14 protein-coding genes are annotated in these 11,671 nt (G+C 68.6%); 9 read left to right on the top strand and 5 right to left on the bottom strand.

The window, feature by feature from the left end:
• The first annotated feature begins 68 nt into the window (after nucleotides 1-68).
• Entirely contained in the window at nucleotides 69-581 is a 513-nt protein-coding gene (locus ACFYPG_RS23425) for a DUF1772 domain-containing protein (protein WP_357202497.1), read from the top strand.
• Nucleotides 578-1,087, top strand: a complete 510-nt coding sequence (locus ACFYPG_RS23420; protein ID WP_387353863.1) for a hypothetical protein — start codon at nucleotides 578-580, stop codon at nucleotides 1,085-1,087. The genes ACFYPG_RS23425 and ACFYPG_RS23420 overlap by 4 nt, the downstream gene beginning before the upstream one ends.
• A gap of 99 nt (nucleotides 1,088-1,186) precedes the next feature.
• On the opposite strand, the gene ACFYPG_RS23415 is transcribed toward ACFYPG_RS23420, so the two are convergent.
• Complete coding sequence (locus ACFYPG_RS23415; protein ID WP_387353862.1) at nucleotides 1,187-2,437, bottom strand: PQQ-dependent sugar dehydrogenase; 1,251 nt, start codon at nucleotides 2,435-2,437, stop codon at nucleotides 1,187-1,189.
• Between the two features lie 181 nt (nucleotides 2,438-2,618).
• On the opposite strand from ACFYPG_RS23415, the gene ACFYPG_RS23410 reads away from it, so the two are divergent.
• The 5 genes from ACFYPG_RS23410 (at nucleotide 2,619) to ACFYPG_RS23390 (ending at nucleotide 6,764) form a co-directional block, all read left to right on the top strand.
• Nucleotides 2,619-2,813, top strand: a complete 195-nt coding sequence (locus ACFYPG_RS23410) for a hypothetical protein (protein WP_355008532.1) — start codon at nucleotides 2,619-2,621, stop codon at nucleotides 2,811-2,813.
• A 110-nt stretch (nucleotides 2,814-2,923) separates the two neighbouring features.
• Nucleotides 2,924-4,159 carry a low temperature requirement protein A gene (locus ACFYPG_RS23405; protein ID WP_387353861.1) on the top strand — a complete coding sequence of 412 codons (1,236 nt, stop codon included), beginning with the start codon at nucleotides 2,924-2,926 and terminating at the stop codon, nucleotides 4,157-4,159.
• Nucleotides 4,160-4,387: 228 nt separating this feature from the next.
• Nucleotides 4,388-4,687 carry a hypothetical protein gene (locus ACFYPG_RS23400; protein WP_387353860.1) on the top strand — a complete coding sequence of 100 codons (300 nt, stop codon included), beginning with the start codon at nucleotides 4,388-4,390 and terminating at the stop codon, nucleotides 4,685-4,687.
• Nucleotides 4,688-4,765: 78 nt separating this feature from the next.
• Nucleotides 4,766-5,323 carry a hypothetical protein gene (locus ACFYPG_RS23395; protein ID WP_355008535.1) on the top strand — a complete coding sequence of 186 codons (558 nt, stop codon included), beginning with the start codon at nucleotides 4,766-4,768 and terminating at the stop codon, nucleotides 5,321-5,323.
• Nucleotide 5,324: 1 nt separating this feature from the next.
• Nucleotides 5,325-6,764, top strand: a complete 1,440-nt coding sequence (locus tag ACFYPG_RS23390; RefSeq protein WP_387353859.1) for a dihydrolipoyl dehydrogenase family protein — start codon at nucleotides 5,325-5,327, stop codon at nucleotides 6,762-6,764.
• Between the two features lie 165 nt (nucleotides 6,765-6,929).
• On the opposite strand, the gene ACFYPG_RS23385 is transcribed toward ACFYPG_RS23390, so the two are convergent.
• Nucleotides 6,930-7,538: a helix-turn-helix domain-containing protein gene (locus ACFYPG_RS23385; protein ID WP_355008537.1), complete on the bottom strand. Its 609-nt coding sequence runs from the start codon at nucleotides 7,536-7,538 to the stop codon at nucleotides 6,930-6,932.
• A 320-nt stretch (nucleotides 7,539-7,858) separates the two neighbouring features.
• Between ACFYPG_RS23385 and ACFYPG_RS23380 the strand changes: the two genes are divergently transcribed.
• A complete protein-coding gene (locus ACFYPG_RS23380) occupies nucleotides 7,859-8,632 on the top strand; it encodes an alpha/beta hydrolase (protein WP_355008538.1) in 774 nt (257 codons plus the stop codon).
• Between the two features lie 139 nt (nucleotides 8,633-8,771).
• Here the strand turns inward: ACFYPG_RS23380 and ACFYPG_RS23375 are convergent, their stop codons facing one another.
• Nucleotides 8,772-9,095 carry a nuclear transport factor 2 family protein gene (locus ACFYPG_RS23375; protein WP_387353858.1) on the bottom strand — a complete coding sequence of 108 codons (324 nt, stop codon included), beginning with the start codon at nucleotides 9,093-9,095 and terminating at the stop codon, nucleotides 8,772-8,774.
• A 98-nt stretch (nucleotides 9,096-9,193) separates the two neighbouring features.
• Entirely contained in the window at nucleotides 9,194-10,024 is an 831-nt protein-coding gene (locus ACFYPG_RS23370; RefSeq protein WP_387353857.1) for an SDR family NAD(P)-dependent oxidoreductase, read from the bottom strand.
• A 58-nt stretch (nucleotides 10,025-10,082) separates the two neighbouring features.
• Here ACFYPG_RS23370 and ACFYPG_RS23365 point away from each other — a divergent pair, with 58 nt between their 5' ends.
• The gene (locus tag ACFYPG_RS23365; RefSeq protein WP_387353856.1) at nucleotides 10,083-10,733 is read left to right on the top strand and encodes a TetR/AcrR family transcriptional regulator; all 651 of its coding nucleotides are present in this window, start codon (nucleotides 10,083-10,085) and stop codon (nucleotides 10,731-10,733) included.
• Between the two features lie 46 nt (nucleotides 10,734-10,779).
• On the opposite strand, the gene ACFYPG_RS23360 is transcribed toward ACFYPG_RS23365, so the two are convergent.
• Complete coding sequence (locus ACFYPG_RS23360) at nucleotides 10,780-11,442, bottom strand: class I SAM-dependent methyltransferase (protein WP_387353855.1); 663 nt, start codon at nucleotides 11,440-11,442, stop codon at nucleotides 10,780-10,782.
• Nucleotides 11,443-11,671: the final 229 nt, after the last annotated feature.

Genomic DNA, 11,671 nt, shown 5'->3' with positions numbered 1-11,671 from the left:
ACCTAGCGTCGACGGCGACATCACAGATCGTGCCCGCAAGGGTTCGAAAACCAAGGAGAAGTACTGCTGTGTCCCGTATCAGGCTGACGTGGATCGTGCTTGTCGTGCTCGTCTGGGCCGCGATGATGTCCTTTGGTGGGGTCGCGGCCGAGACCGTGATGCTCTACCCGAACGTCTTCGGCGACGCACCAGCCTCGCTGGACCGGGCCCGTGAGTTCCTGGTCGCCGGAGGCCCGAGCGACTACTTCCCGCCGCTGGGCGCCTCGGTCGTGTTGATGAGCCTCGCCGCGACCGCCCTCACCTGGCGCAATCGGCGCCTGCGGTGGTACGTCGCCGCCGCCGCGGCGGTCTTCATCGCCTGCGAGTTTCTGTTTTCGGTGGTGTTCTTCTGGCCACGCAACGAGATCATGTTCGTCGACCCGGTCGGCACGCATTCCCCTGAGTACCTACGCCAGGTCGCCGAGGAGTTCGTCGCCGGCCACTGGGTGCGCCTCGCCGGCGGAGCGGTGACATCCGCGCTGGCATTCACCGCCCTGCTGCGCTTCGCCAGGGAAACCGCGCCGGTACGGGTCGAGCGATGAGCGCCGGGCGTCGCACGCTCGGGTTCTCGTGGACTGCCCTGGTCGCGCTCGCCGTGTTGGCCGCACCGCGGGTGGTCCTGCACGACCTGCACGTCGTGGAGGAAGGGCGGCTTGCCGCGGTGCTGCTCGCGGTCGTACCGCTGATCTGTTGGGTCGCCGCCGTGCTGTGGCGGCGTCCGCCGCGTCCGTTCCTGACCGTGGTGGTCATCGGGGCGATCTACGGTGTTCTTCTCGCGGTTGGTCACCAGATTCTGTGGGACGAGGCGTTCGGTGCGACCGGGCCGAGGCTCGGGAACATCGACCCTCGGGCGCAGGAAGCGATCCTTCGGGTGGCGGCGGTGTTCTCCAGCCTCGTCACCGGAATCCTCACCGGGGTGGTGGCCGGGGCGGTGGCGGCGGTGCTGAGCCGGCTCGTCATCGGGCGGCAGCGCGCCGCCGAGCAGTCGGTCGAGAAGGTGTGGCGCCCACCGGACGAGGCGAGTGCCCCTCGGCCACCGCGAGGCTGATCTGTCGACCGGCGAGCACCAGCCCGCGCGAGCAGGGGACGGCCGCCGAGCGCGGCCGTCCCCTGAGGTAGCGCGGGTGTCACGGGCATGTCCCGAGGTTCAGCGGATCGTCGCCCCGGCGGTGGGGGTCGGGGTCGGCTGGACCCGCTCGAACCGCACCTTGCTCAGCCATCCCGGGAGGTCACTGAGCACGTACAGCTCGCCGTTCACGTCGGCGCCGAACGCCGTCGGCTGGGTGGGGAAGGTGCCGATCTCAGCGGACTCGTAGCCACCGGTGGACTTGGGACGCACTGCGAAAGCGCGGGTCGAGCAGTAGTCGCTGGCGATGTAGGTGCCCCGCGCCTCCGGGGTGACGGACCCCCGGTACACCAGGCCGCCGATGATGGAACAGTTCTCGGTCATGTAGTGGTCGTACTCGACGATTGGGTCGGTGAGCCGCATGCCCGGCCGGCACTGCGTCTCGTCGAAGACCGGCGTGCCCTCCCGACAGGACCAGCCGAGGTTCGCGCCACGCTGGGACGGGCGGATGTGGTTGATCTCCTCGATCAGACCCTGGCCGACGTCACCGATCCACAGCGAGTTGTCGGCCGGGTCGATGGAGAACTTCCACGGGTTGCGCAGCCCGTAGACCCAGATTTCCGGCCGCGCGCCCGCCGTGCGGACGAACGGGTTGTCGTAGGGCACGCAGTAGGGCTTCGCCCCGCAGCTGCGGTTGACGTCGATCCGCAGAATCTTGCCGAGCAGGGTGCCGAGGTTCTGGCCGCTCTTGTAGGGGTCGTTCGCGTAGCCACCGTCGCCGAGGGACCAGTAGAGGTAGCCGTCGCGGCCGAAGGCCACCTGTCCGCCGTTGTGGTTGCCGTACTCGGCGTGCTCCTGGGTGAGCAGCACCTGCACCCGATCGGGGGCGTTGATGGGCACTCGCGCCAGGGTCAGCGCGCCGGCAGGCAGGCTCGTGTAGGCCACGTAGAGCATCCCGGTCCGCGCGAAGTTCGGCGCCGGTGTGATGCCGAGAAGGCCGCGCTCGTTGTCCGACGTGTCGATCCGGGCGGTCAGGTCGATCACCGGGTCGGGTGCCAGGCCGGTGTCGGGGTGGTAGGCGCGGACAGTGCCGTTCTTCTCCGCGATCAGCATCCGGCCGTCCGGCAACCCGGTGATCGCGATGGGACGCTGCAGACCGAAAGCCACCCGTTCGGAAACCACTGTCAGCTCAGTGAGTGGCACAGCACGGGTTTTGGATGGGCCGGCCGCGGCAGTGCCGGCCATCGGCGTCGGTGGCGACAGGGCCGCAGCCAGGGCCAGAGCGAGCAACCCGGCCAGCATGGCGGCCGGGCGACGACGTCGTCGTGACATGTTCAGCTCCTCGAGCAGGTGGGTGGTGGACACGGTCTGGGAGCGTTCCCACCGTACAGTGACTGCAATCGATATCCAACTGATGTCTGCGCGTGCCGATCGGCCTGGGCCGTCCCGCGAGGTCCGGAGCGGGGGAAGTACCAAGACCGCGCTTCGGCTGGTGGCCGGCACAGTCGAGGTGGTGAGCCGCTCGTCGGAGCTGGTGCGCCAGGCCCGGCTCCTGGCGGCTGCACGGGCCAGCAGTGGCGCCGAGGCGTTGCCCGCCGAACGATTCGACGCCCTGTGGGAGGCCGAGCGCCTATTCATCGAGGTTGCCCGGGCCGAACTCGGCCTGCCCTCCGCGTTCGCGCCCCGACCGGTCAACGCCCGCCCGTAACCGTCACGCCGGACCCGCCGCCGTCATTCCAGGCCAGACGCCGGCTGGGCGTCGACGCAACTCCACTGGCGGTCGGCTCGTTGGTAGCGAGAGGCGGACGGAGGCGGACGATGGCGGCGGGGCGGGGTGCCGAGCTGCTGCGCCCTCCGATGAGTTCGGGTCGGGCGACGTTCCTGGAGCTCTTCTTCGATCTGGCCTTCGTGGTGGCCCTCACCCGGGTCTCGCAACGTTTCGCCGGATTGGGCGATGACACTGGCTGGGCGCTCGTCACGGGCTTCGGGCGTACCCTGCTGCTGTTTCTGGCGCTCTGGTTGATCTGGTCGCACACCGCCTGGATCACCAGCCGGTACGAACCGGAGCAGCCGGTCATTCAGGCCGTCGTGATCGGCACCATGTTCGCCGGACTGATCATGGCGGTGACGCTGCCCCGCGCCCTTGAGGAACGAGCGGTGCCGTTCGCGGTCGCGTACCTGATGGTGATGGTGCTGCGGCCACTGGTGGTCGCGGTCGCGCTGCGCGGGCATCCGCGACGGCTGGTGCCCTTCCGGCTTGTCGTGTGGGCCGTGGCGAGCGCCCCGCTGTGGCTGGTCGGCGCGTTGGGCCCGGACCACCTCCGCCTGCCGCTGTGGGTTGTCGCCCTCGCTGTCGACTACCTCGCCTGGGTCCTGGGCTGGCCGCTGCCGTGGCTCGGGGTCTCGAAGATAGGTCGGTGGCGGATCGCGGGGACTCATCTCGCGGACCGTTATCAGCAGATGTTCCTCATCGCGCTCGGTGAGTCGATTCTGGTTATCGGCGTGGTCTTCAGCGGCGCGGACTACTCCGGGAATCGGGCGGCCGCCTTCGCGGTCACGTTCGCGACCAGCGCGTTGCTCTGGCGAATCTACTTCTACCGTGCCGGTCTGCTGTTGTCGGAGGCGTTCGGCCGGGCCGGTATGCCCGGCCGGCTGGGCGCCACGTCGGAACGGACGCACCTGTTCATCGTGCTCGGCGTGCTCGTCACCTCGGTCGGCTACGAGTTGGTGATCGATCATCCGTTCGGACAGCCGCGGCCCACTTGGCTGCTGTTCGTGGTGGGCGGACCGATGCTCTTCCTCGTGGCCCGCCTGCGGCTGGAGTACGAGGTCTTCGGTCAGGTCTCCCGACCCCAGGTGATCGGTTTGGGCGCCCTGTTGGTGTCCGCGCCGGTGCTGGCGCATCGGGCGCCGATGGTCGGGTTGAGCGTGGTGGCCTGTGTGCTCGCCCTGGTCGCACTACTCGGAGCGCTGCGCTGGCGAGGCCAGTCGCTGGAGGTTCCCGCCTCGCCGATCGGACGGGAGACGTCCGGAGACCGCGACTCCGAGGCGTGACGCGGCACCCGTTCGCCACGATGGCCCGTTTCATCACGTGACCGCCCGGCTGGGCGCACCGCGCGTTCCCGTCGAACCGGACCCAGCTGGTGGCGGACGCCACAGCAAGCACAAGATAGAACGGTCGGTCTTGACGGTGGTGGGCCGAGTAGGTACGGTTCCAACAGACAGAACGTTCGTTCCACCTGGCGCCCGCCAGGTGAGCGGCTGTGCCTGAAGGAGAGCGCCGTGCCCACCAAGATCACCCTTGTCATCGGTAACCCCGCCGACCCCGACGAGTTCGAGAAGGTCTACGCCGACGTACTCCGGGCCGCGGAGACGTTCCCGAAGCTTCAGCGGGTCGAGTCGGCCAAGGTGTGGCCGAAGGAGGACGGCACGCCCACACCCGCGTATCGGACGCTCGACCTGTACTTCGCCAGCTACGAGGACGCCTCTGCCGCAGTCGCGACGCCCGCTGCCGGTGCCGTCTTCGGTGGGCTCCAGGGCGCTGAGGTGGAGATCACGGGGCTGTTCTCCCACGTCGAGTAGCACCGCCCTTCCCCTCCCGGCGGCGGCCCTCACCCCGCTGGATGTCCCTTCGCTCCGGAAATTTCCGAGAGGATGACCATGACCACCGTTGCCGTTCCCGGCATCTCGACGACGGCCGCCGCCCTGCGGCGGTTGTACTTCGGTCGCTTCGCCTTCGCGATCGTCTGGGCCGCCGTGACGTTCCCCCTCGCCAAACACCTCAACCCCCTCACCGCCGCGCTGCTCGTTCTCTACCCGCTCTTCGACGTGGCCGCCGCCATCGTCGACGTCCGCGCGTCGCGGGCCACCGGATCGCCCACCCTGCTGTACGTGAACGTCGCGATCAGCCTGCTCGCCGCGGTGGGCCTGGGCATCGCCGGCGCGTCCGGCATCCCAGCGGTCCTGCGCGTCTGGGGCGCCTGGGCGGTCGTGGCCGGACTGGTTCAGCTGATCGTGGCCGTCACCCGCCGCAAGATGGGGGGCCAATGGCCGATGATCATCAGCGGTGGCATCTCCGTCATCGCCGGCGCATCGTTCTTCGCGGCAGCCTCCGCGGACAACCCGGCGCTGACCAACGCGATCGGCTACGCCATCCCCGGCGCCATCTTCTTCCTCATCGCGGCCATCCGCCTCGGCCGCACCGCGAAGGGAAACTGACGTGGAAAAGGCCGCGTACGACGTCATTGTCATCGGCGCGGGGCCGGTGGGGGAGAACGTCGCCGACCGCGTCGTGCAGGGCGGCCTGACCGCCGCGATCGTCGAGCGGGAACTGGTGGGCGGCGAGTGCTCGTACTGGGCCTGCATGCCGACCAAGGCGCTGCTGCGCAGCCAGACCGCGCTCCGGGCGGCTCGTCAGCTGCCCGGTGCACGCGAGGCGGTGACCGGCGAGTTGGACGCGGAGGCCGTGCTGCGTCGCCGGGACGCCTTCGCCTCGCACTGGAGGGACGACGGGCAGGTGTCCTGGCTGAATTCGGCGGGGATCGCGCTGTATCGGGGCCAGGGACGGATCGGCGCCGACCGGGTCGTCGAGGTGACCGGCGCGGACGGCGCCACCACCTCGCTCACCGCCCGACACGCCGTCGTCGTCGCGACCGGAAGTGGCGCGCTGGTGCCGGACATCGACGGTCTGCGCGAGTCTGCACCGTGGACCAGCCGTGAGGCAGCCGCCGCGAGCGAGGTTCCCGGCCGCCTCGCCATCATCGGTGGTGGCGTGGTGGCCACGGAGATGGCGACCGCGTACGCCGGCCTCGGATCGGCGGTGACGGTGCTTGCGCGCGACGGGGTGCTCACTGCGGCGGAGCCGTTCGTCGGCGAGCGGGTCACGCAGTCTCTGCGGGAAGCTGGCGTGTCGGTCCAACTCGGTGCCGAGGCCAGATCGGTGAGCCGCGACGGCGACGGCACGGTGCACATCACGCTCACCGACGGCGAACAGGTCGAGGCCGACGAGATCCTCGTCGCGATCGGCCGTACGCCGAACACGCACGACCTGGGCCTCGACCGGATCGGCCTGAAGCCGGGCGCCTGGCTCACGGTCGACGACACCCTGCGGGTGGTCGACGGTGCCGGCGCGTTGATTGGCGACGGATGGCTGTACGCGGCGGGGGACGTCAACCGGCGTGTGCTCCTGACCCACCAGGGCAAGTACCAGGCCCGCGCGGTGGGCGACGTGATCGTGGCGCGGGCCACCGGCGAAGCGACAGACGACCGTCCGTGGGGTCGGCACGTCGCCACCGCCGACGAGCGCGCCGTGCCGCAGGTCGTCTTCACCGACCCGGAGGTCGCGTCGGTGGGGCTGACCGCAGCCGCCGCCGAGGCCGCTGGACTGCGGATCCGGGTCGTCGACTACGACCTGGCCGCCGTCGCCGGGGCCGCGCTGCACGCCGACGGCTACCAGGGGCACGCCCGGATGGTCGTGGACGAGGGCCGGCGGGTGATCGTCGGCCTCACCCTCGTCGGCCCGGACGTCGCGGAACTGATCCACGCGGCGACGATCGCCATCGTCGGTGAGGTTTCTCTGGAGCGGCTGTGGCACGCCGTGCCCGCGTACCCGACCGTGAGCGAGGTCTGGCTACGCCTGCTGGAGGCGTACGGCCGCTGACCTGCGCCGTACGGCCGTCCGCGTCATCGGCGGCGGTCGGCCGTTGCGACGAAAAGAAGACGAGGTCGGCCGGGCGAGGGCGCGCGCTCAACCGGTGGTGGCACCACAACAGGAGCTGGGTCATCCTCCTACCGGAGGGTGGCCCAGCTCGAGGTCGTGCGGGGGCTATCGGGCCGACTCCGCCGACCGAAGCTCCGAGTTGATCCTGAGGAGTCCTTCGACACCGCGCAGGAAGGTCTCGGACACCTTCGTGGGGTCGGCGAGGCATCCCGCCGCCATGGCACCGTCCCGGAGCATGACGAAGTGGCGCGCCGCGGGATCCGCCGTTCCTTCGTGGACCTGTGCCATGAGCGTGGTGATGGTGTCCAGGAACCATTGCCGGTGGGCCATGAGTTCTTGGTGCACGGGATGGTTCGTGTCGGGATATTCCGCCGCGGCGTTCAAAAACGCGCACCCACGGAACCCGGGGGACTGGATGTTCTGAGCGATGGAATTGGCGATGGCCAGGAGCGGGTCGACCGGCGATCGGTTGGCGGCGAGCGCCTCGTCGACCATGCCGCGCTCCAGCTGATGCACCTCCCGCAGGTAGGCCAGGATGAGATCATCCTTGCTGGGGAAGTGTCGGTAGAAAGTAGCCCTGGTCACCTTCGCCTCGGCGATGATCCGGTCGACGCCGACGGCGTGAATGCCCTCCGCGTAGAAAATCCTGGTCGCCGTGCGGAGAAGCTTGAGGCGCGCCTCGGAGGGTCGGTTGGTGGGTTCGTCGCTCGCCATCCAACCATCTTAGCGACAGAACGTTCGGTCTTATCCCTGTTGGCGGTGGAGACGTGGTACCCAATGCTCGCCCAACGTGCGAACGGTGACCGTCAACTCATCTCGCTGTCCGGTTCGCATACCGGCCAGGCGTTCGGCGTTCTCCGTTCTCGCTGACAGCGGCCCGATCGATGCGGGATTCTGGATGCTGCAACCCCTTCGGCGCAGGGATCGCGCGGGCTGATTCGCGGTGCCGGGGGAAATGCTCCGTCGACCGTACTCGTCGGTCCGGCCGGCAATCGCTGGCAACGGGTGACGAGGCCTCTCGAAAGGACCTCCAGATGAGCGCTGCTTCTGACATGTCTGCCCAGGAAATGCCGACGATCGTGCTGATCCACGGGGCATTCGCCGGCTCGTCGAGTTGGAACGGCGTGATTGCCAACCTCAAACATCGGGGCTATCCGGTCATTGCCGTCGCCAACCCGCTGCGTGGTGTGCAAAAGGACGCCGCATATGTTCGCGCCCTCCTGGACAGCCTGCCCGGACCGGTCGTGATTGCCGCCCATTCCTACGGCGGGGCGGTCATGACCGAGGCGGCGGCTGACGCCCCCAACGTCAAGGCCCTGGTGTACGTCGCCAGCTTGAGCCCGGACGTGGGCGAAAGTGCGCTCGGGTTGCTCACCAAGCACCCCGGCAGTCAGCTCACCTCGAGCATCAGGATGATCCCGGTACCCGACGACGACGGCGGCATGACCATGGATCAGTACATTGTGCAGGACAAGTTTCACGAGGCGTTCGCCGCCGACGTCGACTCCGGCACCGCCGAACTCATGGAGGCAACGCAGCGGCCCGCCTCCGCGCACGCCCAGGAGGAGAGCGTGACCAAGGTCGCCTGGAAGACGATCCCCTCCTGGACCCTGATCAGCGCCCAGGACCAGGCCATCCCGCCAGACCTGCAGCGCTTCATGGCCGACAGGGCGGGCTCCACAACGATTGAGGTCGCCGCCTCCCACGCTGTGGCGGTCTCGCAACCCGGCCCGGTCGCCGACTTCATCGACACCGCCGCCCGCGCCACCGCACGCTCAATGCAGATGTCCAAGAGTCGTCGAGGCTAACGGCGGTCGCTTCGTAGCGAACGGCGAGTTCGTCGAACCTGGTCGCGACTGCACGGTGGCGTTTGAGCCGTTTGATGCCGTGCTCCACTGTCGCGTTCACCGGCCGGAGCAGCCCTCGGGCAGCCCGGCCGGTGACGCATCAGACGGGCTCGATCGCGAGGTCGATGACCTGGTCGTCCTTGATGTCGAACACAAATGCGAATGACAGCGGCCCGCCGGGGAAATCACCGTCCCCGGAGGCCACCAGCCGGTCGTCCGCGAACGAGGTCGGCGTGAGCACGACCTTGGGGTTGATCAGGTGCCCCTGGATCCACTCGCGGATCTCGGCCTCGCCGGCCCAGGTGTTCCCGTCATCGTGCACGGCGGCCCCGTCGCCGAAGACCGCGGCCAGCGCATTCGCGTCGTGTGCGTTAGTGGCCGTGATGAAGGTGTCGACGGCCTTGGGTAGAGTGATGTCGCTCATTTCTGCTCTCCAATTTCTCGGGTTCCAGGACGCGGGCGCGTGCTGGTATGTCCCTGCGACACCGGTGTTCAGCTTGAGGTGCCGACCAGGGCCAAGGTTCAGAAGTCCGCTCCGCGGGAGAGCTTCTCGTTCGCGCGCAGCTCCGCGAGTGCGTTCTCGTGCATCGCAACAACAACGTCGTAGCCGGAGTTGCCGAGCACGATTCGTTTCGGCGGAACGGGTGCGTTCATCGCGCTGATCACGGCCTGCACTCCACGGACAGGGTCTCCTGCCTGCTTGCCGTTGTGGTCCACGAACGCCGCCTTGACGCCCTCGACCATCGGCACGTAGGCGTCGACGATCTCGTTGACGTCCTCGTTCTGGAAGTAGGTGAAGGCCTTGGTGCGGAACGCTCCCGGCTCCACGACGAGCACCCGCACACCGAATGGCTCAACTTCCTGGCGCAGTGTCTCCGACAGTCCCTCGATCGCGAACTTCGCCGCCGCGTAGTAGCCGAACCCCTGTGCGCCGACGAGGCCTGCCACTGACGACATGTTCACGATCCATCCGTCGCCTCGTGCCCGCATACCGGGCAGGACCGCGCGCACCACCTCGACCACGGCGAACAGGTTGAGGTCGAACGTGCGGCGGATCGTCTCGTCGGGGGCACCCTCGATCGAGCCGTACCAGCCACGGCCCGCGCTGTTGACGAGCACGTCGATCCCGCCGAACCGCGCCTCGGCCGTCCTGACCGCCGCACGCACCTGGTCGGCATCGGTGACGTCGAGCTGGAGGACCAGCACACGGTCTCCGTGTTGTTCAGCCCACTCGTGCAGTTCAGAGGGCCGACGCACGGTCACCACCACCTGATCGCCCTGCTTCAGGGCGGCCTCGGCATAGACCAGGCCGAACCCTCCGGGAGTCCCACCAGTGATGAACCAGGTCTTCATGGACTTCTCCTCTCGCTATAGAAAGCAATGTAGTGCTACATGAGGTAATGTAGCAAGCATGCAGAACGCACGGGATCGACTCCTGCTCGCCGCGGCGGAATTGCTGGAGAGCGGCGGCACGGTGTCCACGAGGGCGGTGTGCGATCGCGCCGGGGTGCAGGCCCCGACGCTGTACCACCACTTCGGCAGCAAGCAGGGCCTGATCGACGCCGTGGCAAGCCACGGCTTCACCCAGTACACCGCGGTCGAGAGCTCCGGCGACCCGCTGGACGACCTGCGCGAGGGCTGGAACAGGCACGTGCAGTTCGGGCTGGAGCACCCGTCGTTCTACGGGCTGCTTTACGGCCGCGCCCAGCCAGGAAAGCCGTGCGCCGTCACCGCCCCCGCGCACGCCGCGCTGCGCGAGCGGTTAACCGCCGCCCGGGGCCTGCTCAAGGTGCCGGCGGCCGATGCCGCCGAACAGGTGTTGGCCGCCAACGTCGGCATCACGCTCACCTTGATCAGCCAACCGGACCCGGATCTCGGGCTGTCCGGACGCGTCCGCGAGGCCGCGCTGGCCGGAGTCCTGCGCATGGCCCCCGGCGAAGCCCCCGAGACTCGTGCGAGCGCCGCACTGACGCTGCGTGCGCTGGTCGGCAACGACCCGGGCGACCTCACCCCTGGCGAACACGCGCTGCTCGGCGAGCTGTTGGACCGCCTGGCCCGCTAGGGTCTGTGCCGAAGGCGGTCAGGGCCACTCTTGACTGCCGGCGTCGTCAACGCGGTGCCTGAGCGACAGGTTTCTGGGCGAGAAGAAACCCCTGGCCAGGGCTGTCCGGTCCATCGGCGGGGACGCCACCCCAGAACACGGTTGTGAAGCCGGCGTCGGTGCAGCTCTGTTCCGCCTCCCGAGGGGTCTGCCAGTAGAGGTCGAACTCGACGCCAAGGTTGGCGCTGCGTCCCGCGCGTCGGACCTGACTGCTCCCGGCCTTGAAAGCGGTCACCAGATAGCCGCCCGGCTTGATAACGCGGTACAGCTCGCCAAAGGCCACTTGTCGGTCGTCCGGTGCCAAGAAGATGAGGGAGTACCAGCAAACCGCGCCTACCAGCGACGCGTCCTCGAAGGGCAGCTCACGCAGGTCGGCGACGTCGAATCGGTAAGCCGCATGGTCACGGCGGGCCACGCGGATCATCTCGGGTGAGAGGTCGACTCCCCAGGGCGTCAGGCCCTTGGCCGCCAGGTAGGGCGCGAGGCGCCCCGATCCGCAGCCGATGTCGCCGATGTTGGTGCCCAGCCCCGTGGCAAGCGCCAGTACACAGAACAGGTCGAGGACGGCTCTCTCCGCGGGCATGCGATCCAGGGCGTCATTCAGGCGTTCCGCATAGAGCTCGGCGAGGACGTCGTGCGCGGCTCGCAACTCTTCGGTCTTGGCGTCCACGGAGAGGACAGTAGGACCCCGTACCCACCCGCACCTGCCGCCGTCCGGGCGATCAGTGCGGGAAGGCGCGGGGTATGCGCGCGGCGAGAAGCTCGTCGCGGAACGCTTGGATGCGTGTGATGACCTGCCGTCTGCCGACGGTGTTCTCGGAACGGTCATGAGAACGCGCCGAAGTCGGCCGGCGGCGCCGCAGGGGTCGTCACCGCTCAATGATCACTGATGGGCGGCG

Source organism: Micromonospora sp. NPDC005553 (assembly GCF_042871765.1).
Classification (GTDB): Bacteria; Actinomycetota; Actinomycetes; order Mycobacteriales; family Micromonosporaceae; genus Micromonospora.
The sequence above is the reverse complement of the archived record's forward strand: the minus strand, read 5'-3'. Positions and strand labels throughout refer to the sequence as shown.